Raw genomic sequence first — 22,504 nt, 5'->3', positions numbered from 1 at the left:
AAAAAAGTTGTCCCGCCGCCGTTGCGGTTGGGACAACTGCACTTATCGTTTATCTTTCATATGATTTGGCGGCACCTTCTCTATCCTAGTGATAGAGTCCATATCCATTGCCGATCTTAAAGAATACATAAAAAAATAGGAAACAGCCCCTATGACACCTAACAGTCCTAGTGTAATCAATAGTTCCATCCCATCCCCCTCCTCGTTATTACTGAAATATATGCGCGAGGCAGGGGAAAATACTAAAAAAACCTTCCGGCCATAAAAAAGGCGGAAGGTTTGATCATATATATTAGTTTTGGTTGAAGGTATTTTGAGGCACTTCATCAATCTGTTCTGAATCACTAGAATCCATAGCAGAGCTTATAAAGTACATTAGAAAATATGCAATTACACCCAAAATCGCCATTATTCCCATAAAGGTCCAAAGTTGCATGTGAACTCCCCCCTTAAATCTTTTATTAAAACATATAGTAAATTCTTTATTTAATAATCTAATACACTATTAATAGTATAGAGTAGTTTTGGTACATAATCAAAAGAATTTTGTGGAATAATAATTCCCCCGTCCATTTTTGTGTCGAAAATATGACTATGAAGAATTCTATTCATATTTCTCTTCAAGATGTTATACAAAATAATGAGCGGGAAATATGAGAGTTAGAATAGGTCCACAATGTTCCAGCAGAGAATCTTATTGCAAAATAAAAAGACCTGCAACAAACAAGCCTTTGAAAGCGGCCCCGACAGGAATCGAACCTGTGACGCACGGTTTAGGAAACCGACGCTCTATCCTCTGAGCTACGGAGCCATGTAAAGTAACTATAACGATCATTTCTCAACGACTTTTATATTATACATTAGGTCGAAACATAATAAAAGACTTTTACTCATTAATGTTAAAGCTAAATTAATGGAGCTATTGGAAATAAACATTATTTAGGATATTGATTTATTAAGAAATTGAATGAAAAAGGATGCGTATTATGCCTATTAATTCTTTTGATAATTATCCGATGAGCTGGCGGCCATCAATTGATAAAACTGAAAAGCCTATTTATCAAGCACTTGCGAGGCAATTGGAACAGGATATTCTAAACGGAGTTTTACTACCTGGAACAAAACTTCCTCCACAGCGGGAACTGGCTGATTATTTGGATTTAAGCAGGTGAAAGCCTCTGGCAAAAGGATGCAGCGATTAAGCTAATCCGAAGAGGCGGTTTTGAAACAACAGTTGATCATATTTTATTTGCAAATGGGGGTCAAAACGCCATTGCTGCCATACTGGCAAGTCTTTGTCAGCCGGGGGATCGAATTGGCGTTGACCAGCATACATATCCTGGCTTAAAAACGGTTGCGGCAATGCTTAGTGTGCAACTAGTACCGATAAAATCAGAGAACTATGAAATGAGTCCAACCGCCTTTGAAGATGCGTGTAAAAATGACAATATTAAAGGCATTTACCTGATTCCAGATTATCATAATCCGACAGCTTCCGTTATGTCTGTCAATAACAGAAAAATGATTGCGGAAATAGCCAAAAAATATAATCAGTTCATTATTGAAGATGCGTCGTATCATCTCCTCGATGAAAAGCCACTTCCAGCAGTCGCATCGTTTGCACCAAAACAGGTTATCTACATTGCCAGTTTATCAAAATCAATCGCACCGGGTTTACGGCTAGCCTATTTATCGGTGCCAAGTCAGTTCAAAGAGCTTATCTCAAAGGCACTTTATAATTTAAATGTATCTGTTTCTCCACTACTAGCAGAACTAGCAGCACGTATAATTGTGTCGAATCAATTTGAAGTCTTAATTGAGAGTCATCGAGAACAAAATATTCGCAGAAACCAAGTAGTCAATCGATATTTTGCAGACTATACGTGTTTAGGTGTTGATATAGGGATTTTTCGCTGGCTGCTATTGCCGGGAAAGACGACAGGCGCTGAATTTGAAACATTAGCTGCAAAGCAAGGGGTACAAGTATATGCAGCTGAACGCTTTGTAGTTGGGAATAGTTGTCCAGAGAGGGCTGTAAGGATTGCTGTCTGTGCATCAGAAACGATTGAAGAGCTCGAACGTGGATTGGTGATTCTTAAACGTTTACTAAACGATCTTATATAATATTGTTTGCCATACAATATTATAATCGTGTGGTTTTTTTGTTCGTGTTATGATGATTCAAATCTAATTGGAGGTTTAATAGGAAATAGAATTAGGTTTCTAGAAAGGCAGGTTAGCTTATGTTACCTAAAGAATTAGAAGTTCAAGCTGCTTCGTTACAAAGCTACATTCAATCTTCAGAAAAACAACAACAATTATATAAAAGAACATTAATTGTTGTTGTCCTATCCCAAATTTTTGGAGGAGCAGGACTTGCAGCAGGAGTAACAGTGGGAGCATTAATAGCCCAGGATATGTTAGGTGCAGATAGTGTAACGGGGATTCCAACGATGTTATTTACTTTAGGGTCAGCGGGAGCTGCACTACTAGTAGGTCGACTTTCTCAGAGCTTTGGACGTCGTCCCGGACTCGCAGTAGGTTTTTTGGCAGGAGGAATTGGCGCTATTGGAGTAGTCATTTCCGCATTAACGAATAGTATTCTACTTTTATTTGCTTCACTGCTAATCTATGGTGCGGGATCAGCGACAAACTTACAAGCACGTTACGCAGGAACTGACTTGGCAAGCCCAACACAAAGAGCTAAAGCTATTAGTATAGCCTTGGTATCTACTACATTCGGCGCAGTTGCGGGCCCAAACCTGGTGGATATAATGGGTGAGTTTGCGATAATCATAGGAATCCCTGCTTTAGCCGGTCCATTTATATTAGCCGCCGCAGCTTATTTAATGGCTGGTTTGGTCTTCTTAATATTACTTCGTCCTGATCCCTATATTGTGGCAAAAGCAATATCAGATGCCAAAAGATCTGTTGGTAATGGGCGTTTGGAGGAAAGCTCCGATTCATCACTGCTAAACAGGCGAGGAGTTTTTGCTGGAGCTGCAGTTATGATTCTAACTCAATTTGTTATGACTGCAATTATGACAATGACACCCATACATATGGGACATCATGGACATAGTTTGAATGAAGTAGGCATCGTGATTGGATTTCATATTGGGGCTATGTTCTTGCCCTCGTTAGTAACTGGTTATCTTGTTGATAAAATTGGCCGCCCATTTATGGCTGTGGCTTCTGCCATTACTCTTCTTGCTTCTGGTATTCTAGCTGCTATGGGGCCTGCTGACTCGATGACAGTACTCGTTACAGCCCTTATTTTACTAGGGCTTGGCTGGAACTTTGGTTTAATTAGTGGCACAGCAATTCTAGTAGATTCAACTCATGCTTCTACTCGGGCTAAGACGCAAGGTTCAATAGATGTTTGGGTTGCTTTGTCAGGAGCATTAGGCGGAGGATTATCTGGAATAGTTGTTGCACATTCTAGTTATGCTGCCCTTTCAATTGTAGGTGGTGTACTCGCATTACTGCTTATTCCAATCGTTATTTGGGCAAGTATCAACAAGCAAAGTAAGGTAATGATAGTTAAATAAATGCTGAAAATTAAAGATTCGATAAAGGTAAAAGCAGCTATAACGCTTTAAAAATTAGTAATACGGACTAAAATAAATTAATGAAAATTGAAAGAGTGCCAACCCATATAAAAGGAACAGCTCTTTTACCAATGCATTTATTCAGCATACTTAGAAAGAGGTAAAAATGTGAACAAACCTGTAGTCATTGTTGGTGCTGGTTTAAGTGGTCTGCGGGCCGCGTCTCTACTTATTGCAAATGGTATCGATTGTAGAGTACTGGAAGCTAGAGATAGAATTGGCGGTAGGATCTTAACCACATCTATTCCAGACAGGCCCGACCTAGGAAAATTTGATCTAGGACCAACATGGTTCTGGCCTCAGTATGAGAGCACGATTGCTAATCTTGTTAAAGAATTGAATTTAGAAACTTTTTCTCAGTACACTAAAGGGGCAATGCTCGCTGAGAGATCCCAAAACGAAGCCCCTCAACGCTATATACTACCGGAAAATTCCAATGCGAAATCAATTCGATTCATAGGAGGTGTGCAGACTCTCATTGATGCTATAGTAGCTACGATTCCTTCAGGTATAGTCGAATTAGATACGAGTGTTAAGACAATTCGACAAGATGAAGCCGGTGCTATCACGGTTGAAGCAGTCTGTACGAATGGAAATAAAAAGGAAATTCCCGCAAGTGTTGTTATTCTTGCGTTGCCGCCTCGGATTGTGGCAAATAATATTGAATTCTCTCCTTCTCTCTCGGCAAATCTTATGAACGACCTTGTAAACAAGCCTACGTGGATGGCAGGACAGGCCAAGCTTGTTGCCATCTATGATCGTCCCTTTTGGAGGGAGTCAGGGCTCTCTGGATTTGTATCAAGCTGGGTGGGCCCGTTGCAAGAAATCCATGATGCTTCTCCAGATACAGGCTCTGGTGCATTATTTGGTTTCTTTGGAATCCCAGCAAAGATACGTCAACAACTTAGTGAGGAAGAAACCTTAAAAGCGGTTATGGACCAACTGGTGAGACTCTTTGGCCCCGAGGCTCATAAAGTAAGTGCTACCCTTTACAAGGATTGGGCCAAAGATTTCGAAACGGCTGTTGAGGAAGACTTGGATCCGCTTAGAGAATTTCCTAGTTACGGTCAACCTCCAAAGGCAGGGATTTGGGAAGAAAAAATTATTTTTGCAGGAACAGAGATAAATTCACAATTTGGAGGACATCTTGAAGGTGCACTTCAGTCAGCTGAAAAGGCATTTTTAAAAATTAAGCAATTGTATAAGTCTTTTTGACAATATAAGTCGAGTAAAAAAGTTAATAGTAATATTTAAACTTGTCATTTTTTTTCTAAGGTGTTGTGTGTACCTCAAGTCCTTAGATTTATGTGGCAAGTTTTTTGTGTTAAAAGCCAAATATTTTATTGTAGATGTTTTGCGAATCCCTAATTATAAGGGTAAATCATAATGAATAATACAAAAAAACTGCTCTTACTAAGTATGGAAGGACTTTCCTAATGAGATACCGAATATTTATTGAATCAGTGAAATTGTCTTAGGAGGAATAACAAATGGAAACCTCTAAATTCCATTATCGAAATCTTAAAGCTCCTAATCGAACAAACCGAATCATAGTGGAGTTGCTGCATTAATATTAAAGGATAATTCAATACTTCTGGAGTATCGAAAGGATTGCAATCGATGGAAAGATTGAAAGGATTGGGAAACAATGGTTATGACAACAAAAGAAATGTTGCATATTGTACAATCGCAACTTGCAATTGATCTGAATTGTACGATTGATGACTTGAATGGTGAAAATGACAGCATTATTTTTGTGGAAGCTAAAGTAAATACCGGATGCAGGCCATTTAGGAGGAAAGCACGTTATTTTGAAATTGTGTCTATGGGGAAATCGATTGTTGTGTCGGCTACTCCGGAACGGTTGTTAATTGCAAAAACGCAGATGCAAGGTAAAGACAGGGATGCCATATTTTCCTTGCCATTTATCAGAGGTCTGTACGTGCATTATCTACCCGACCTGGAAAGGATAAAGCCCATTTTTCCACCAGAAAATTTTTCATTTGAACTCATCGAGAAAGATCGTAATTTGGGATTAGCGAGTTATCTTGTAAACAAGTTAACATTTAAAATAGTGGAACTGGGTGATATACCAAGTTATGACGTAATCGCAAGTAACTTGGCTTCACAAAGGGTGGCTCAACGATCGGGGTATTTCCCAGGATGGGTTTCAGATTGGAGATGCAATTTTGAAAGATTAGAAACTTTACCGTTTAATTAACAGTCTAGTGCTGCTTTCTTCATAACTTAAGAATGCAAAAAATGATTCTAGCAAACGAGCGCGCCACTAGTGGGAATAGAAGGTAATTTTATTATTAATGAATGGAGAGAGTTTTGAATGATTACACAAGAAAAATTAAAAATTGTGATTGGTGCAGGAGAATATAATAACAATTCTACTTGGCTTCAAACCCAAGAAACAGAATTGAATTTATTAAAAAAGGGAGATTGGGAGGATAAATTCACAAAAAATTCTTTAGAAGCTATTTTAGCCGAACACGTATGGGAACATTTAACTTATGAAGAAGGGGTTAAAGCTGCTGGAATATGTTTTGAATTTTTAAAGAATGGTGGCTATGTTCGCTGTGCTGTACCCGATGGCTTTTTTCCCGATGAAGATTATCAATTAGGAGTACAAGTTGGAGGTCCGGGTCCTGAAGACCATCCTGCGGCAAGCCATAAAATTGTTCACAATTATAAGACGGTTACTTCAATGTTTGAAGAAGCTGGTTTTAATGTTGCCCTTTTAGAATATTGCGATGAAGCTGGGAAATTTCATTATAATGATTGGGATGAGAAACAAGGGTTTATTTATCGTTCAAAACGATTTGACCATAGAAATAAAAATGAAGAACTTGGCTTTGTTTCACTGATTGTTGATGCCGTAAAACCTCTTTAAACTCATTGAAAGTGAATTTATTAAGATAGTTAGTGAAGTAACGATGCAGAACTATTAAAGATACATCCAAAAAAGAAAGGGAATAAGGGGGGAACTTTGTGAAGGCGCTATCAGCTTCAATAGCTTTTCTAGGAGTCTGTTTACTTATTTCAGTATGGCTATTATCAAATGCCATTACCAATTCAAGTACTAATATTCCAAGTACAATCGATGTTTATCAGTCAAGCATTGGTCAGTATGAACTAATTGTTAATGATGGGTGGCTTTATCTCTACGATAAGACGAATGGACAAGTCTTTAAAAAACCAGATGAATCGGAATCCTCTTGGGAAACTGTAAAAGATTTAGCTGGTAATTGAATTGAATTGTAGAAAAAAGGTATCCAATTTCCAATGTAAAAGCTACTTAATTGTCCCAACCGTTTATTTTCACCAAAAATGTTAAGGAGGGCATTTATGGGAATTTTCTTTTGGCCACTAATGATTGCTTCTGTTATATCTTCGGCTATTGCTATATATATGAAAAAGCCTATATTTCTTGTGATTTCCTGTTTACTTATTATTCCAATTTCACTCTATTTATCTGCAACCCCGCGTTTTAAATGGTGGGGTTTAGTTTTTCCATTCTTTTATCTTGGAGCCGCTTTATCCTTAAGGAAAAATATAAAGTGGCTATCTGTAGTGTTAATTTCGCCAAATATTTTATTAATTGGATGGATTGGTTATTCTGTATTGAAACAATAAATATTAAACTTGTTTCTAGATAAGGGAACTTTAAGAAATAGTGTGCAATTCAAGGTTTATTTGTAGTTTTAATCTGAATTGAGATACACAGGGTGCGTTTCCCTGGGAAGGAAATCGCGCCTTAGTTATTGAAGTAAAGAAGGTAGGATTGGTTAAAAATAATTCAAGGGCGGGGGATATATGGGTTCGAGAATAATGCATTCGATTATTGGTAATAAAATTGCAGAGTCGTTATTGATTAAAGAGAAGTCATCATTTTTACTCGGAAGCATTGCTCCAGACGCTGTTTTTTCACATGAAGAAAAAAACGTATCACATTTCTTTATTGGTGAAGTAAAAGATTATTCAAGGAGAGTTGATTTTAAAGGTTTTTTACATAAATATAGGTCGGAAATAGAAAGTAAAAATGATTATATTTTTGGCTATTGGGCCCATTTACTTGCAGATGATATATGGTTAAGAGGTTTCAATCTTTCTTGGTTAAGGAACAGAATGGATGCAGACCAAGGATTATATAAGCTATCCCATAACGATTTCCGATTATTAAATGGAAAATTACTGGAACACTATGGTTTTACAAATGAATTGAGAAAAATCTTTAATCATTTGCCCGCAACTTTAGACTTGGAAGAGGTTAAGTCCAAAGATGTTGAAAATTACGTTCCTTATGTATTGGGGGATATGGATTACAATAAAGACTTTTTAAACGAAGAACTTAATGTTTTTACGTTTAATCAGATAATTGGCTATATAGAGACTTCTGTTGACGTGGGATTATTAAAAATAAAGCCCTTACTTGAATAACAGAATTAAAAATATCAATTTTACTTTAACTTATTTACACTAAAGCAACGTCCGAAAAATAAGTGATTTTTTACATTAAGTATATTCAAAACATTCTGTCACTTATCCTTAACAAGGATAATCGCCCTAACCTTATCCAGCTATTTTGTTATTAGGTAAAGAGGCTTTCATTTTTAGGGGAGATTAAAATGCGAATTGGTATAATAACGGATATTCACGGTAATGCAGCTGCACTCAAAGCCGTACTTGACGAACTTGATAATAGGAACCGGGTTGATCATATATACAGCCTAGGAGATATGATTGGTATCGGCCCCAATTCAAATGAAGTTTTGGATATGTTGTTTTCACGAAATGATATTTCAATGATTACTGGCAACCACGATGAAGCAATATTAGCATTAGCCACTGGTCAAAAATATCCAAAAAGTCATTCACACGTCAGAGAGCATCATCAATGGATTTTGGACAGAATGGATAAGGATTTTTTGACAAAGTTAGCTCAATTACCACGCTTGATCGAGAAAAACATAGAAGGCACTTCAATTCTTTTTATGCATTATCATATTGGTAAGGGGAAATTGAGCCAGCCCATTAGTAAGGACCCGTTTAGTTCAATCGTTGAGCCATCTCTTGCCAATCTCAATTCTTTATTTAATGATAGAAATGAAGATGTAATCTTTTATGGACATCATCATCCCATTCAATGTTTTAAGGGGAAAAACAGAACTTTCCTGAATCCTGGCTCCCTTGGTTGCAACAACAAGGCTACAGCTCCTTATGCAGTTGTTACCTTATTAGATGGAATGATTGAAATCGAACTTGAGGAAGCAAACTATGAAAATATTACTTTCTTGGAATCGTACCATAAATTAAAAGTACCGGATCGCGAATTTATTCTAAAGGCATTTCACGGAAATCAAATATAGTCTAGAGTAAAATAGTTGAAAAAAGAATAATCTTAAGGGAGATATAACACAACAATGTCTAATAACAAATATCATAGAGCTTTTGGTGTTTATGGCATTTATGTAGAAGATGGAAAACTCTTGGTCATCAATAAAAATGGTGGACCATATAAGAATCGCTTTGATTTGCCTGGAGGTAGTTTAGAAGAAGGTGAAACTTTATCAAAAGCAATGAAACGAGAATTCACTGAAGAAACAGGCCTTGAAATTGAAATAGATGAAAACATAGGAGTTATGGATTTTAAACTGCCCTGGTTATGGAAAGAGTTTACCGATGTTCATCACATTGCGGTCTATTATTCTGTTAGAAAAATTGGAGGGGAAATAAACATACCTGAACAATTTGAGGGACAAGACTCACTTGGAGCCGTGTGGGTGTCCGAAAAAGATGTTTCCTTGGATAATGCTTCACCATTAGTTTTAAAAGCTTTTGACTGGTTAAAAACAAGGGATTTAGGTATAGATGCTGAGATATATAAAGAATGGAGGATCTTGGAATAATTGGTTTGTTATATGTCCAAATCTAAGGTTTTTGGTTATCGTAAAAAAGATTATAAAAAGAGAAAGAGATTAGGATACATGGGAAGATAGTATGGATTCTAAGCTAATTATTCTACGGGGAAACAAAAATAACGACTGCTAAAAATCTTTAAAATCACTTGGGGCGTGGTACGCTTTTGGTTTCTCAGGATGTTGTTCGCCGTGATATATTGAAGGTTCATGATAGAGATGGGAACCTTTCAATTGATTTGATACGCCAAATTGCAGAATACGGTAAAGATAAATGTGAATTTGTTATTGTTGAAGGAATATTGTATAAACATCGCTATGGGGAAATGCTAAATAACTTAATCCAGTTCTTCAAGCAAAAGGCATATACTTATTATTTTGATTTATCCTTTGAGCAAACAGTCATTAGTCATAACTCTAGTCCGAAAAAGATGGAATTCGGGATAGATTCTTTACGCGCCGGGTGGAGCCCGAACGATTATCTAAGCGTGGATGGAGAAACAATATTGACTAATGATATGTCACAGAATGATGTGTTGAAATTGATTTTAAATGAACTGAAGAGGAGCTTGAATTTCTAATATATTATTAATGGATGAATGAAGAAAGTAATAGGAACAGAAGGAAAATTAAAAGTAAAAGATTGGCAACCCTATATTGACAGGGAGGAAATACATTGAAAATTGAAAGAGTTACATCGCTAGAACAGTATGATCTTGATTTACTCATAGCCGATAGCGTATCTGAGGGATATAAATTTATCAGGAAATTAGTAGATGAATATGCAAAATGGAGTAACAAATTTGATAAAAGTGGTGAATCACTCTTTGTTGCCAAAATAGACGGAGAGGTTATTGGAGTTGGTGGACTTAATGTTGACCCATATCTTAACCTACCAGATGTAGGACGAGTGAGGCATCTATATGTTTTACGAAAAAATAGGGGGAGTGGTGTGGGGGAAAAACTTCTAAACACAATAATCGATGAAGCAAGGAAGCATTTTCGGGTACTAAGGTTATCATCAACTGATAATACTGTTGCCGAAAATTTGTATATCAAATGTGGCTTTTCTAAAGTGGAAGGGATTAATAAGGCTAGTCATATAATGGAAATATCAAAGAGGATACTATAATAAAAAAGATGTATGAAGAATATGGCTAATCAATTTATTCCAGTAAATTATATGCGGCTAAATCAATATGAATTATAAATGCAAAAATTTTAGTATTCCGATTAAGACGAATTTTCCAAAGGAAGTGGGATTAGCTTGAATGTAGATCAGATAACCTTAAAAGGCGTAGGCGAATTAAATGAGGATTCAATAATAATAAATAATGACATTTCAGTTTATGGTGTTGCAGATGGGGTCTCTTCACTAATCCCTTTTAAGAATAAAGAAGGCCATACAGGTGGCTATATTGCTTCAAATGAAGCGAGAAGATATTTCGAATCTCTTGAGGCGTCTAACGGTCTAATGGATGATTTATTAAAAATCAACGAAGGTATCCGTAATAAAATGAAAGCGTATAATATCGATTTTTTGAAAAAAGAACAATTTTGGGGAACTGCTTTAGCGGTAATTAAGGTTTCCGATACTGGGGTGGATTTTGTACAAACAGGAGATTGTATGATACTCGCAGTATATCAAGATAACGAGGTCAGGCCATTAACAAGATTACAGGTTGCCCATTTGGAAAATACAGCAATAGTTAAATGGAAAGAGTTGATACGGCAAGGTATAGAAACTAGGGACGATTTAATGGAAAATGTAAGAGAGATTTTACTATCTAATCGAACGAAAAGTAACACATTTAATGGATATGGAGTTTTGAATGGCGAATATCAAGCATTAGATTATATTGAATATGGAAGGATTAACAGACTGGATTAAAACATCTTATCCTAATATCAGATGGTATGTTTTACCAGATGAAATGGTCCCTCCAAAGGAAAATTATTGGAGTTATGTGGCTAAATGTATTTTAGAAAAAGGTATTGAAAAGTATTCAAGAAATTTAATTCAATTAGAAGAAACAGATCCAGAATGTATAAAATATCCTAGATTTAAAAAATCCGATGATAAGGCAGGCATTGTTATTAATTTTTAAACTCTTTCTCATGCATATAGTTGCAAAGAAAACATCGCAATGAAAAGGGGATACTAATGAAGAGAAAGAATACCGCATTACTTATAGTTAAAAAGTGAATTTTGGCAGAAAAAATCTGTGTACAAGGGTGACGAGTTATTAAACAATACTCAATTCCTGATTGCAAAAGCACATAGGTCGGGGGAACCTGTTTTTTTCACGAAGCATAACGGAAAATATGGAACCTTTTACCAAAAGGGGGACCTGGGGTGGGAAATCCATCCATCAGTGACACCATCCAAAGAAGATATTATCATTGAAAAAGATCATTCTGATTCCTTTCAACGAACAAACCTTCATCAACTATTAATGGCAAGGGATATTAACGAATCGTTATTACAGGGATTCAATTAGATGTATGTGTAGATGCTACCTGCAGGCGCGCCTTCAGCTTGGGATATGAAGTGATTCTTGCAAAAGATGCCAATAGTACATATGATATGGATATTTTAAAAGCCGATCAAATTATTAATCACCATAACCAAATACATGACCAATGGTTTGCTTGTGTAATGAAAACAAAAGAAATTACATTCTAAACATCTTAACCCATCACTTTTGTTCTTTTTATCTCTAAAATAATTCCAAAGATGGTATGTTCTTGAAGATTAAAGAATAAACAGAAAAGGGGATGCTGAGATATATGAAGAATGGAAAGTCTTAGAATAATTGTTTTGTTATATCCAAATCTGAGGCTATAGCTGCCAAATATATGGTGGCTTTTTTATTTTTTAAAAATATTTTAGTTGAGTCAAAAAAAGAAGGTAATTTTAATATGGAAAGAGAATTAAGGAGAATAGCTTTTTAATTGATAAATCAAATCCAATATAAGTTTTTAGTAGTATCGGGAGTAGGTGTTGTTTTTTTCGGAAAAAGGGCCAGATGTACATACCAGCAACAATTTGCAACATCCATTTTTGCACAAGTTTGGTTTTAAAAAATTTAAGAGGGATCGTGAAAAATGACTAGTTTTATTGAAGTAGAAGGTTTGTATAAATCATTTGGTCAGCAAAAGGTACTAGAAAATGTAAACTTCAAGGTGAAAAAAGGTGAAATAGTTGGGTTATTGGGCCCAAATGGGGCAGGGAAAACCACCTTTATCCGTATATTAAATGGCGTTATTAAACCGGAAAAAGGGTCAATCTTATTAAACGGAATGGATCCTGCATCAGGGGGAGATGCAATTAGAAAAATATCTGGAATTGTGACGGAGAGTGCGGGGTTGTACCACCAGATGAGTGGAAAAGAGAACTTGGAATTATTCGCTGTATTATATGGAGTAACAGATGAGAAAAGAGTGGCAGAGCTTCTTGATTTGTTTGATTTGAAGGAGCATCAAGATAAACCGGTAGGAAAGTATAGTACCGGAATGAAGAAGCGGTTGGCATTGGCTAAAGCTCTGTTGCATAAACCGGATATTCTGTTTTTGGATGAACCGACAAATGGTTTGGACCCTGATGGAATTCAGATGGTCTTATCCTATTTGAAAAACTATAATCGGGAAACAGGGACTACAGTTATTATTTGTTCACATGTCCTGCATCAATTGGAGACAATCTGCCATTCCTTTGCTTTCATCGAAAATGGGACGATAGCTGAACAAGGAACTTTAATAGAGTTAGAGGATAAGTATGTTAAACAAGTCGCCGTGAAAGTGAATACAACATTTAAGCCAAAAGAAAAGCATTATTTAGGGTTTCCTTGCAGAGTGCTAGAAGAATCCATGGTGGTTTTTGATCTGCCTACTAAAAATGACATCCCTCATTTGCTAAATGGCTTGCTGAAGACGGATCCTGTTTATTCGGTTACGATCATGAACAATGATTTACAATCGATTTATTTCAAAGTAAGGGGTTATAAATAATGGATACATATATTAGTAAAGCTTTGATTAAAAAAGACCTTAAAGATATTTTTAGAAGTAAAACATTGCTCGTAACCATGATTATCATCCCAATTGTATTTTCTGTTATTTTCCCTTTGGTTGTGTTGGGAGGCGCCTTAATTTTTGATGCCGAAAAGGTTGCGGGAGATGATGTACAGAAACTACTTGATACTTTGCTTACTAGTGCAGCGGGTGATGAGATTTCTTCTTATACACTTCAGCAGCAAATTATATATATGTTCATTAATTTTATACTACCAACCTTATTTTTGCTCGTTCCGATTATTACAGCCATGACAGTGGCCGGTAATAGCTTTGTTGGAGAGAAGGAAAACCGAACGTTGGAAAGTTTATTGTTTTCACCAATTTCCATCAAAACGTTATTTCTGAGCAAGATAATAGCATCTTTAATACCGCCATTATTAGTTTCTGTCATTAGTTTTGTAGCTTGTGGAGTCATTATCAATTCTTTAGGGTATCCTTTGTTTGGCGAGCTGATCTTCCCATCAGGTAACTGGGTGGCGTTAATAACCTGTCTTTCACCAATGGTTATCTTGCTTTCAGTGCTGCTGAATATCTTAATATCAGCAAGGGTGAAGACGTATCAGGAAGCCCAGAACCTTGGCGGCATTATCGTTCTACCTGTAATAGCAATGATGATTGGCCAGGTTAGTGGACTGTTTTTACTGGGAGTTCAGTTAATCATCCTGATTTCAATAGGACTATTAATTGTGAATCTGGTGTTATGGAGCATAATTTCAAAAAATAATGATAGGTATGTGTTATTTGAAAAACAAATTCACTAAACATATAAGACCTTATAAATTAGAAACTGCACATGTCATATAGTGTGGTTTCTTTTACTGTATGTGAATCATTTCGCATAAATGTCAATTTTGATTAGGTAGCAAACGAAGAGAATGGAGTATACTTATCGTATTCCATAATGTTAATGAGAGAAGGGCATAATATGAAAAGGATTTTTCAATTTATAATAGTACTTGGTTTGATTGTTTCTCCATTTTTTGTACAGGCTCATGTAAAATGGTTCACAGAAGTGGCGCCTCAAAAAGAAACAATTGAAAATATTTTATCGCCATTATTCATTTCTTTATCTATCATTGCTGCTATCGTTTTAGCAATTTTAACGCTTATTATCCCAAAAACAACAGAATGGGCTCCAATTAAAAAAGCAGATCATTGGCTTTCAAGCTTCAGAAAATACAGCAGGGATATTTTAAAGTATGGTACTGCTGTTTCGTTAATAATTCAGGTATTTAGTGGCACATTGTTTGCACCGGAGTTCCATATAGGGTCGACTTTTGTAATAGTTCTCGTTTGGATCACAATAGGGCTTTTACTTGTTCCACATCATTTGTTTACAAAAATAGGTTCCGTTTTGTTATTAGGATTATTTATTCATGTTACTTTGGATAATGGAATTTTCCATATGTTAGATTACGGCTTTTATGTTGCAATCATTGGTGTCTTATTAGTAGGAAATACTAAGTTTGAGAAAATTGGCTTTCCATTTTTATATTTAGGAACAGGTTTATCTCTATGCTGGGTTGCGATTGAAAAATGGGTATATCCAACAATGTCATTAGATATTGTCATTAACCATCATGTACCTACATTCGGTTTTGCTCCCACAACATTTATTGTGATGGCTGCCTTTATTGAATTTATTGTCGGCTATTTATTAGTTGTTGGGATTTTGAACAGGGTATTAGGGGTTGTCGTGACTGTAATTTTTATTTTGACTACTCTTGTTTTTGGAATGACAGAAATTATCGGGCATTTTATGATTCATATTGTGTTAATCATTTTTATAGTCGAAGGTGTATCATTTTACAACCCGCCTATCAAAATGCATAAAACTAGGATCGACCAATTCATCTTTGTTTTTCTGAATTTTATCTTTGTCCTGTCCACATTTGTTTTAATTTACTATCGATTTGCCTAATGAATGGCGGCAAAATGGGGCCAAATCCTGAGGATGGGCCCCATTTCTATTTGGAATAAGTAAAAATGACAAAGCAAACTTATCTTTCTACCAATTCTAGCTTCTCACCATTCGGACCATCAAAAAAGGCAATTTTAACATTATCCTTTAAAATACTTCGAGGTTCTTCATCCACTAATTTGATGCCTGCTTCCCTTAAGCGTACGAGTTCAGCTTCAATGTCTTCAACAGTAAATGCCAAGTGATTCACGATTCCTTCGTTTTCAACCTGAACGCCAAAAACAAGTTCAATCTCTACACTTGGCTGCTCTGGAAAATATAAAAAGGCAAGCTCAACAGTGTCATTTAACCACTCTCTATTTCTTAATTTTAGACCTAGGATGTTTTGATAAAACGCTAAAGACTTGTCCATGTCATTGACCATAATTCCTACATGTTCCATTTTCATTATGTATACCTCCCAACAGAAATAATATGTATCGTTCTTTTATATAATAGTCTATAATTGACTATTCCGATAGTGGAAAAATTCAAATTATAAAATGTTCTGCTTTTTTTTTGAACTAGTTGTGGAGTCACGGTGAATTAGTAGAGTGAATAAATAAAATAGGATGAATATCGTGATAAAATGAAATATAAGAATACAGGAAAAAAATTGTATTAGCTTAATGTTCGACCGAATTTGATTGGCTCCATCTTGTACATAATTATTAGTATCACCTTGGCTGTTATCGCCGTTATTGCTTCAGGATAGAAATGATAATACACCCTAAATGTAAATTAGTAGTCAACTAACTACATATAATTAGAAATAAGAGGAGGGGTTGGAATGAACAACAAATTAAGAAAATCCTCAACGGATAAAGCAATATCTGGAGTTTGTGGAGGTATTGCAGAATACTTTGGTATATCTTCTCTTGGAGTGAGACTCATCTTTTTATGTTTACCTGCCAATCTATTAATTTATATAATTCTAGCAAATACAATACCTGATGGCCCGCCTTCTTTATTAAGGTGACTAAAGCCCTTTGACGGTTTCCAATCTTGCAGGAACCGCTTTTTTTACAAAGTTAAAAGGCAAGGGCTGCTTCTTCATGCCCTTGCCTTTTTTGAACTAATACCCCAGATGTCTCTGCCTGCTGACCTCATAAAGCATAATCGAAGCAGCACAAGCAACATTAAACGACGAAGCCGAACCGTACATAGGAATGTTAATCATATGATCGCACATTTCTTTGTAAAAATGGCTAAGTCCTTGTGTCTCATTTCCAACTAGAAGAATGGTGGGCTTTGAAAAATCGCAATAATATATTTCTTCACTGCCGGTTGCACTCGTTCCAACAATTTGTAAATCGGGATATGTTTGCCTTAATGTTTCGGCCCAATTTTTCACTTCGCTAGGTGATGAAATTCGAATAGTTGGCAGATTAAAAAATGATCCCATTGTGGCACGTATCGTCTCCGGGTCATATAAATCGACGGCATGTCCCGTCATAATCAAGCCTTGGCATCCAAGTGCATCACAGGAACGAATAATGGAACCAAGATTACCTCTATTTGAAGGACGATCAAAAACAACGATCAACATTTTTTCATTCACAGGAATCCGGGAAAAATCATCTTCAGGCATTGTGACAATTGCAATCAATTCTGAAGTGTCTTCTTTATCACTGATTTTCTCCATTAAATGTGCTTGCAACTCATAATGTATATTTGCAGTGGATTTAGCTAATATCCCTTTTCCCCAATGGGATAATGGTTTTTGAGGAGAATATATATAGGCCTTTATATCCCATTCATTGCTAATCGCTTCGTTAATATTCCTTACACCTTCAACAAAAAACTCTTTATATTTATGTCGTTTATTCCGGTTTTTCTTTAAAACCTCGAATCTTTGAAAATCATTATTTTCTGTGTTGACGCTTATAATCTGAGGCATTTTACTATCTCCTTTTAACCCATTCTGTTAATCTTCCCAAACGTCATCCATGAGCTCCTCAATTTCTTTTCGGAGTTTATCTGTCTCAGCTTTAAGAATTTTAACTTTATCACCATTGATTTCCACTACATCACCTGCAAGAGCTTCCTTTGGGAAAAGTGATTTTTCAAAATCGACTGTGTCACCATCTATTTCCACTACAACCCAATCTCCTTCAAATCGATCAATGATTCCGCGCATGTTTTCACTTCCTTATTGGAGTAAATGAAGTTTGCGTTTTATACGTTTTTCCTTTATATGATACGGAAATATCCACCTTAACAGTGTAACCTATTGAAGCCCCGCTTATATATACAGGAAGCTTTTCGCCCACTTTTCCGTAATAAGGAGTTTGTGTACTTTTATAATTAAATATAGCTTTATACTTTGTACCTTTCGGAAGTCCGTTAACAGTTAAATTGATTGTAGAATATTGTTTCGGTGTTTTATTATCTAGATTTGCCGATAATTTGTAGCTTGGATTTGTTTCAGGCGCTTTTACTTGGCTTGGTTTAGCATTGATTTTTATAGTATTTCCATTCGATGTGGCTGTAATGGTACCTGATAAATCCGTACGATAAATTTTTGCTTTTACAGCCGCAAGCCTTTTTAAAGTTTCAGAAGTAGGGTGTTTATATCTATTTCCCTTTCCAACACTAATCACAGCATATTTAGGTTTTACGATTTTTAAAAATTCACTTGTCGTAGCTTGCTTTGCACCGTGATGACTTACTTTCAATACATCTACTTTAGATAATCGTTTCTTGGAAATCAAATCTTTTTCGCCTTTTGATTCGATATCTCCTGTAAATAAGAATGTATTTTTATTGTATTTCAGGTGTAGAACAGCACTCCAATTATTTAAATCACTTTTCGCGTAACTTTTCACTGGAGCGAGAAAGGATGCTGTCACAGCTTTATCTTTTAAAGGTAATTTTACACCAGAAGCTGCCGTTTTTATTTTGTACTTCTTTTTCTTAACGGCATATAAGAAATCTTTATACGCTTGTGTTGTATGAGAAACTTTTGGAGCGTATATATGATTGACTTTAAAGGCATTTATGACTTCATCCAAGCCGCCAATATGATCTGCATCAGGATGAGTAGCGATCAAGACATTAATGGTCTTAACTTTTTGCTTTTTTAAATAGGCAACAACATCGTGGCCTTTTGCGCGGTTTCCAGCATCAATGAGAATGTTTTCTCCTTGGGGTGTTTTAATAAATATTGAATCACCCTGTCCAACATCAATGAAATGAACGACTAAATCCTTTGAAGCAGCAACTGCCATATTTTGAACAAAAAACAAAGAAATAAATAATGCCGCTACTACTCCTAATATCCCAATTCTACGTTTCAATGTTTTTCCTCCCTAAACTTTTCGCTTGTTCTATTATAAATTGATTTTCCTTTTTTGAAATGAAAAAGTGGTTAAATGTTCAATTTTAATATGGATAAAATCGTAAATTGAGAAGAAACTATTGCTGATTTAACAATAATGGGGAGTGATGAATGATGGTGAAGCGCAAAGCGGCAAGAAATGCTGTTGAAAAATATGCTAAAACTCCAAAGAAAAACATTGAGGAATCGGATTATTCTGCTGAATTCGCTGCTGGTGAAGATCCGATGAAAGGCGCCAATCGCAACTCGAAAATTGGCAGAAAAGGAAAAGGAAATGAATAAAAAACAACAAAAAAATAATAATGAAGAATTTGGTATGGAGTTAGGGGATATAAATGCAGTTAAATTTTATGAACTTCAAGCGGGAAGCAAAGATAATAAGCATAAGAAAAAGGAACATGAAAACCAAAAAGGTGAAGCCGAATGAGGGCTCCACCTTTAATAATTTAACGCTTATATCCATCAATGACAAGATCTAGCTTACCAGTCTCAGGATTTATAACTAGCCCATGCACGGGTACCTCGTCAGCCATGAGCGGGTGATTGCGGATCATTTCTACACTATGAGCAACACTTTCCTCGACACTGTCAAAGCCTTGTAGCCATTGATTTAGGTCGATTCCCGAATTCTTAATAATGTCCAATGTTTCGTTTGGTATTCCGCGTTTCGTCATTTTATCCAACATTTGTTCACCATCTAGCAAACTCATTCCACAGTCATGATGGCCAATCACATACACTTCATCAGCCTGCAATTCATAAACCGCTATAAGCAAGCTCCTCATAATACTTCCGAATGGATGTGTTAGAATCGCTCCTGCGTTTTTAACTACTTTTACATCGCCATTTTTCATATTCATTGCTTTATGTAAAAGCTCAATAAGACGTGTGTCCATACACGTTAAAATTACGAGTTTTTTATCGGGGAATTTAGTAGTCGTATACGCCTCGTATAGTTTTTCGTCGATAAATGTTTTATTATAATCAAGAATTTCTGATAATAATGTCATTTTCTCAGCTCCTTTTTTATATTTTACCTAAATATATTAAAACAAAAAAGTAATAACTTCTGAAAAGTTTCAGAAATCATGAAACTTTACGTTCATGAAAATCGTATTAGATGATGTAGGGAGGCAGGTGACAGCTTACTCGCATTGTTGGAATAAATAAAACAATGTAAAGGATGATGGCGATGACATTGTTTGGTATGCCGATTGAGACAATTTATCTTATTTTACTCATTGTTTCCGGGAGTTTGACCATTTTGTATTTATTCTTTGGAGATGTTCTGGAAGGACTGGGGGAAGCAACTGACTTTTTAAACCCTGTACTTATATTGGCCTTTATAACTTTTTTTTCTGCAGGGGGATTTATTTTAGAAAAAGCAACTGAACTTAATAGCATTCTCATTATCGCTATCGCAGCTATTGTGTCTGTTCTACTTGATATTCTTTTGAACGTATTTGTGCTCGTTCCGATGAAATCCGCGGAACAATCGCTAAGCTATACAGAGAAATCACTTGAAGGGCGAGTGGGAAAGGCGATTATCTCCATACCTCAGCAGGGGTTTGGTGAAGTCGTAATCGAAAGTTATAGCGGGATGATATCAAAACCCGCGGCAAGTTTTGAAGATACCCCTATTTCGGAAGGATCTGAGGTACTTGTCATTGAAGTGAAAAATGGAGTTTTATATGTAGTACCATATAAACAAAATTTTAAATAAGGGGGAAAATGTATGCAAACTGAAATAATGATTGTAATAGGTATTGCTGTTTTTATTCTTATCGCTTTACTTGGGGTATTTGTAACAAAATATAGAACTGCAGGGCCAGACGAAGCATTGATTGTTACTGGTAGTTATTTGGGTGGGAAAAATGTTCACGTTGATGAAGCAGGAAATAAAATAAAAATCATCCGTGGCGGTGGTACGTTTGTATTGCCTGTTTTCCAACAAGCACAGCCACTTAGCTTATTATCTAGCAAGCTAGAAGTCACAACACCCGAAGTTTATACTGAACAAGGCGTTCCAGTCATGGCTGACGGAACGGCAATCATTAAAATTGGCGGATCAATCGGCGAGATTGCAACTGCTGCAGAGCAATTCCTTGGTAAAACGAAGGAAGATCGCGAAAATGAGGCGAAGGAAGTATTGGAAGGACATTTGCGTTCTATCCTAGGTTCTATGACGGTCGAAGAAATTTATAAAAACCGTGATAAGTTTTCTCAAGAGGTTCAAAGAGTTGCGTCACAGGATCTTGCAAAAATGGGCTTGGTGATTGTGTCGTTTACAATTAAAGAAGTTCGAGACAAAAACGGTTATCTGGACTCTCTAGGTAAACCGCGTATAGCGCAAGTAAAACGTGATGCGGATATTGCCACAGCTGAAGCAGATAAGGAGACTCGTATCAAGCGTGCGGAAGCTGCAAAGGATGCTAAAAAAGCTGAGCTAGAGCGTGCAACAGAAATCGCAGAAGCTGAAAAAGTAAATCAATTGAAAATGGCAGAATATCGCCGAGAGCAAGATATTGCCCGTGCGAGCGCTGACCAAGCGTATGATCTTGAAACTGCACGTGCTAAACAGGAAGTTACGGAACACGAAATGCAGATTAAAATCATTGAACGTCAAAAGCAAATTGAGCTTGAAGAAAGAGAAATAAAGCGCCGTGAGTTACAATACGATGCAGAAGTAAAGAAAAAAGCAGATGCGGATCGTTACTCTGTTGAACAGGCAGCTAATGCTGAAAAAATGAAACAAATGGCTGAGGCAGATGCCCACCAGTATCGCGTGGAAGCAACGGCTAAAGCAGATGCAGAGCGAGTACGTCTTGATGGGGTCGCAAAAGCAGAAGCACAGCGCGCACAAGGGGTATCTGAAGCAGAAGTTATTCGCTTAAAAGGTCTTGCGGAAGCAGAAGCGAAGCAAAAGGTAGCGGAAGCCTTCGAAAAGTTCGGTCAAGCAGCTGTTCTCGATATGGTTTTAAAAATGCTTCCTGAATACGCGAAGCAAGTTGCGGCTCCACTTGGCAATATTGATAGTATCACGGTTGTGGATACTGGCAGCAATGGTGAAGGCGGCGCAAATAAAGTGACTGGGTATGCCACGAATTTAATGGCGACGATGCAAGAATCACTGAAAGCATCTTCCGGAATTGATGTAAGAGAATTGCTTGAAAACTTATCCGGCAAACATAATGTTCGTGGAAGCATTGATGCATTAGCATACGAAATGCGTGAAGGTAAAAAGGAAGTAGAGAAGGAAAGCGAACCTGTTTAAGGAGTAGCTATAACAATATAAAAATACTGTCCCGATTAATTTTAATCGGGACAATTTTTTTGTTATTTGTAGGATTGGATATTGATTTTAATCCTAATTACGCTTGAATCGCACCGGTAAAGCAATGAACTGTACGTTACCGTGTTGATTGGACCTGAATCGCACCGATAAAGCAATGAATAGCAAGTTACCGTGTTGATTGCGCCTAAATCGCACCGGTAAAGCAATGAACTGTACGTTACCGTGTTGATAGCGCTTGAATCGCACCGATAAAGCAATGAACTGTACGTTACCGTGTTGATTGCGCCTGAATCGCAC

General features: G+C 36.5%; 28 protein-coding genes, 1 tRNA gene and 4 pseudogenes. 25 read left to right on the top strand and 8 right to left on the bottom strand.

All coding sequences use genetic code 11. The annotated features are described in order from the left end of the window. Nucleotides 1-42: 42 nt before the first annotated feature. The 3 genes from NQ185_RS10820 to NQ185_RS10810 form a co-directional block, all read right to left on the bottom strand. Nucleotides 43-189: a hypothetical protein gene (locus tag NQ185_RS10820; protein WP_257581771.1), complete on the bottom strand. Its 147-nt coding sequence runs from the start codon at nucleotides 187-189 to the stop codon at nucleotides 43-45. Nucleotides 190-292: 103 nt separating this feature from the next. Then, the gene (locus NQ185_RS10815) at nucleotides 293-436 is read right to left on the bottom strand and encodes a hypothetical protein (RefSeq protein ID WP_257581770.1); all 144 of its coding nucleotides are present in this window, start codon (nucleotides 434-436) and stop codon (nucleotides 293-295) included. Nucleotides 437-738: 302 nt separating this feature from the next. After that, nucleotides 739-811, bottom strand: a tRNA-Arg gene (locus NQ185_RS10810). Between the two features lie 175 nt (nucleotides 812-986). Here NQ185_RS10810 and NQ185_RS10805 point away from each other — a divergent pair. The 20 genes and pseudogenes from NQ185_RS10805 to NQ185_RS10705 all read left to right on the top strand — a co-directional run bounded on the left by NQ185_RS10805 (nucleotide 987) and on the right by NQ185_RS10705 (nucleotide 15,533). After that, nucleotides 987-2,124, top strand: a pseudogene (locus tag NQ185_RS10805) (aminotransferase-like domain-containing protein). Nucleotides 2,125-2,243: 119 nt separating this feature from the next. Further along, the gene (locus tag NQ185_RS10800) at nucleotides 2,244-3,551 is read left to right on the top strand and encodes an MFS transporter (RefSeq protein WP_257581767.1); all 1,308 of its coding nucleotides are present in this window, start codon (nucleotides 2,244-2,246) and stop codon (nucleotides 3,549-3,551) included. A 168-nt stretch (nucleotides 3,552-3,719) separates the two neighbouring features. Further along, on the top strand, nucleotides 3,720-4,826 hold the full coding sequence (locus NQ185_RS10795; RefSeq protein WP_257581765.1) for a flavin monoamine oxidase family protein: 1,107 nt from the start codon (nucleotides 3,720-3,722) through the stop codon (nucleotides 4,824-4,826). A 439-nt stretch (nucleotides 4,827-5,265) separates the two neighbouring features. Next, nucleotides 5,266-5,832, top strand: coding sequence for a GNAT family protein (locus NQ185_RS10790; RefSeq protein ID WP_257581764.1), 567 nt, complete (start codon nucleotides 5,266-5,268; stop codon nucleotides 5,830-5,832). Between the two features lie 117 nt (nucleotides 5,833-5,949). Then, a complete protein-coding gene (locus NQ185_RS10785; RefSeq protein WP_257581763.1) occupies nucleotides 5,950-6,510 on the top strand; it encodes a class I SAM-dependent methyltransferase in 561 nt (186 codons plus the stop codon). A gap of 98 nt (nucleotides 6,511-6,608) precedes the next feature. Continuing rightward, nucleotides 6,609-6,869: a hypothetical protein gene (locus tag NQ185_RS10780; protein WP_257581762.1), complete on the top strand. Its 261-nt coding sequence runs from the start codon at nucleotides 6,609-6,611 to the stop codon at nucleotides 6,867-6,869. A 96-nt stretch (nucleotides 6,870-6,965) separates the two neighbouring features. Continuing rightward, a complete protein-coding gene (locus NQ185_RS10775) occupies nucleotides 6,966-7,253 on the top strand; it encodes a hypothetical protein (protein ID WP_257581761.1) in 288 nt (95 codons plus the stop codon). A 180-nt stretch (nucleotides 7,254-7,433) separates the two neighbouring features. Continuing rightward, nucleotides 7,434-8,057 carry a zinc dependent phospholipase C family protein gene (locus tag NQ185_RS10770; RefSeq protein ID WP_257581759.1) on the top strand — a complete coding sequence of 208 codons (624 nt, stop codon included), beginning with the start codon at nucleotides 7,434-7,436 and terminating at the stop codon, nucleotides 8,055-8,057. Nucleotides 8,058-8,245: 188 nt separating this feature from the next. Further along, nucleotides 8,246-8,986, top strand: coding sequence for a metallophosphoesterase family protein (locus NQ185_RS10765; RefSeq protein ID WP_257581756.1), 741 nt, complete (start codon nucleotides 8,246-8,248; stop codon nucleotides 8,984-8,986). 54 nt (nucleotides 8,987-9,040) lie between these two features. Continuing rightward, the gene (locus NQ185_RS10760) at nucleotides 9,041-9,526 is read left to right on the top strand and encodes an NUDIX hydrolase (protein WP_257581755.1); all 486 of its coding nucleotides are present in this window, start codon (nucleotides 9,041-9,043) and stop codon (nucleotides 9,524-9,526) included. A 91-nt stretch (nucleotides 9,527-9,617) separates the two neighbouring features. Further along, nucleotides 9,618-10,116 (top strand): annotated as a pseudogene (locus tag NQ185_RS10755) (P-loop NTPase family protein). Nucleotides 10,117-10,211: 95 nt separating this feature from the next. Next, a complete protein-coding gene (locus tag NQ185_RS10750; RefSeq protein WP_257581754.1) occupies nucleotides 10,212-10,667 on the top strand; it encodes a GNAT family N-acetyltransferase in 456 nt (151 codons plus the stop codon). Between the two features lie 135 nt (nucleotides 10,668-10,802). Next, nucleotides 10,803-11,426: a protein phosphatase 2C domain-containing protein gene (locus NQ185_RS10745; RefSeq protein WP_257581753.1), complete on the top strand. Its 624-nt coding sequence runs from the start codon at nucleotides 10,803-10,805 to the stop codon at nucleotides 11,424-11,426. Then, on the top strand, nucleotides 11,401-11,643 hold the full coding sequence (locus NQ185_RS10740) for a hypothetical protein (RefSeq protein ID WP_257581751.1): 243 nt from the start codon (nucleotides 11,401-11,403) through the stop codon (nucleotides 11,641-11,643). Before NQ185_RS10745 ends, NQ185_RS10740 begins: the two co-directional genes overlap by 26 nt. Before the next feature lie 117 nt (nucleotides 11,644-11,760). Next, nucleotides 11,761-12,068 (top strand): annotated as a pseudogene (locus NQ185_RS10735) (isochorismatase family protein); the annotation flags it as partial. Nucleotides 12,069-12,074: 6 nt separating this feature from the next. Continuing rightward, the gene (locus tag NQ185_RS10725) at nucleotides 12,075-12,221 is read left to right on the top strand and encodes an isochorismatase (RefSeq protein WP_257581749.1); all 147 of its coding nucleotides are present in this window, start codon (nucleotides 12,075-12,077) and stop codon (nucleotides 12,219-12,221) included. Between the two features lie 269 nt (nucleotides 12,222-12,490). Further along, nucleotides 12,491-12,619 carry a hypothetical protein gene (locus NQ185_RS10720; protein ID WP_257581748.1) on the top strand — a complete coding sequence of 43 codons (129 nt, stop codon included), beginning with the start codon at nucleotides 12,491-12,493 and terminating at the stop codon, nucleotides 12,617-12,619. A gap of 24 nt (nucleotides 12,620-12,643) precedes the next feature. Next, nucleotides 12,644-13,546 (top strand): ABC transporter ATP-binding protein, encoded by a 903-nt coding sequence (locus NQ185_RS10715; protein ID WP_257581747.1) that lies wholly within the window; start codon nucleotides 12,644-12,646, stop codon nucleotides 13,544-13,546. Further along, a complete protein-coding gene (locus tag NQ185_RS10710) occupies nucleotides 13,546-14,373 on the top strand; it encodes an ABC transporter permease subunit (RefSeq protein ID WP_257581746.1) in 828 nt (275 codons plus the stop codon). The genes NQ185_RS10715 and NQ185_RS10710 overlap by 1 nt, the downstream gene beginning before the upstream one ends. Before the next feature lie 164 nt (nucleotides 14,374-14,537). After that, the gene (locus NQ185_RS10705) at nucleotides 14,538-15,533 is read left to right on the top strand and encodes a hypothetical protein (RefSeq protein WP_257581745.1); all 996 of its coding nucleotides are present in this window, start codon (nucleotides 14,538-14,540) and stop codon (nucleotides 15,531-15,533) included. 79 nt (nucleotides 15,534-15,612) lie between these two features. On the opposite strand, the gene NQ185_RS10700 is transcribed toward NQ185_RS10705, so the two are convergent. Beyond that, nucleotides 15,613-15,981, bottom strand: a complete 369-nt coding sequence (locus NQ185_RS10700) for a VOC family protein (protein WP_257581744.1) — start codon at nucleotides 15,979-15,981, stop codon at nucleotides 15,613-15,615. Nucleotides 15,982-16,362: 381 nt separating this feature from the next. On the opposite strand from NQ185_RS10700, the gene NQ185_RS10695 reads away from it, so the two are divergent. Next, complete coding sequence (locus NQ185_RS10695) at nucleotides 16,363-16,551, top strand: PspC domain-containing protein (protein WP_257581740.1); 189 nt, start codon at nucleotides 16,363-16,365, stop codon at nucleotides 16,549-16,551. Nucleotides 16,552-16,647: 96 nt separating this feature from the next. Here NQ185_RS10695 and NQ185_RS10690 read toward each other — a convergent pair whose 3' ends face one another. The 3 genes and pseudogenes from NQ185_RS10690 to NQ185_RS10680 form a co-directional block, all read right to left on the bottom strand. After that, nucleotides 16,648-17,472, bottom strand: a complete 825-nt coding sequence (locus tag NQ185_RS10690; protein WP_257581739.1) for a TrmH family RNA methyltransferase — start codon at nucleotides 17,470-17,472, stop codon at nucleotides 16,648-16,650. 27 nt (nucleotides 17,473-17,499) lie between these two features. Further along, nucleotides 17,500-17,712 carry a DUF3006 domain-containing protein gene (locus tag NQ185_RS10685; RefSeq protein ID WP_257581738.1) on the bottom strand — a complete coding sequence of 71 codons (213 nt, stop codon included), beginning with the start codon at nucleotides 17,710-17,712 and terminating at the stop codon, nucleotides 17,500-17,502. Between the two features lie 319 nt (nucleotides 17,713-18,031). Continuing rightward, nucleotides 18,032-18,871, bottom strand: a pseudogene (locus tag NQ185_RS10680) (ComEC/Rec2 family competence protein); the annotation flags it as partial. Nucleotides 18,872-19,026: 155 nt separating this feature from the next. Between NQ185_RS10680 and ykzP the strand changes: the two are divergent. Together ykzP and ykzE are read left to right on the top strand one after the other, a co-directional pair. After that, complete coding sequence (gene ykzP / locus NQ185_RS10675; protein WP_257581732.1) at nucleotides 19,027-19,194, top strand: protein YkzP; 168 nt, start codon at nucleotides 19,027-19,029, stop codon at nucleotides 19,192-19,194. After that, nucleotides 19,187-19,339, top strand: a complete 153-nt coding sequence (ykzE, locus tag NQ185_RS10670; protein ID WP_257581731.1) for a protein YkzE — start codon at nucleotides 19,187-19,189, stop codon at nucleotides 19,337-19,339. The genes ykzP and ykzE overlap by 8 nt, the downstream gene beginning before the upstream one ends. A 19-nt stretch (nucleotides 19,340-19,358) precedes the next feature. On the opposite strand, the gene NQ185_RS10665 is transcribed toward ykzE, so the two are convergent. Then, nucleotides 19,359-19,922: a beta-class carbonic anhydrase gene (locus NQ185_RS10665; RefSeq protein ID WP_257581730.1), complete on the bottom strand. Its 564-nt coding sequence runs from the start codon at nucleotides 19,920-19,922 to the stop codon at nucleotides 19,359-19,361. Nucleotides 19,923-20,104: 182 nt separating this feature from the next. Here NQ185_RS10665 and NQ185_RS10660 point away from each other — a divergent pair, with 182 nt between their 5' ends. Both NQ185_RS10660 and floT read left to right on the top strand, forming a co-directional pair. After that, nucleotides 20,105-20,635 (top strand): NfeD family membrane protein, encoded by a 531-nt coding sequence (locus NQ185_RS10660; protein WP_257581728.1) that lies wholly within the window; start codon nucleotides 20,105-20,107, stop codon nucleotides 20,633-20,635. 12 nt (nucleotides 20,636-20,647) lie between these two features. Then, a complete protein-coding gene (gene floT, locus NQ185_RS10655) occupies nucleotides 20,648-22,186 on the top strand; it encodes a flotillin lipid rafts scaffold protein FloT (protein ID WP_257581727.1) in 1,539 nt (512 codons plus the stop codon). The last annotated feature ends 318 nt before the right edge of the window (nucleotides 22,187-22,504 follow it).

Origin of the sequence: Lederbergia panacisoli (genome assembly GCF_024626525.1) — a bacterium.
GTDB lineage: Bacteria > Bacillota > Bacilli > Bacillales > Bacillaceae_C > Lederbergia > Lederbergia panacisoli.
The sequence above is the reverse complement of the archived record's forward strand: the minus strand, read 5'-3'. Positions and strand labels throughout refer to the sequence as shown.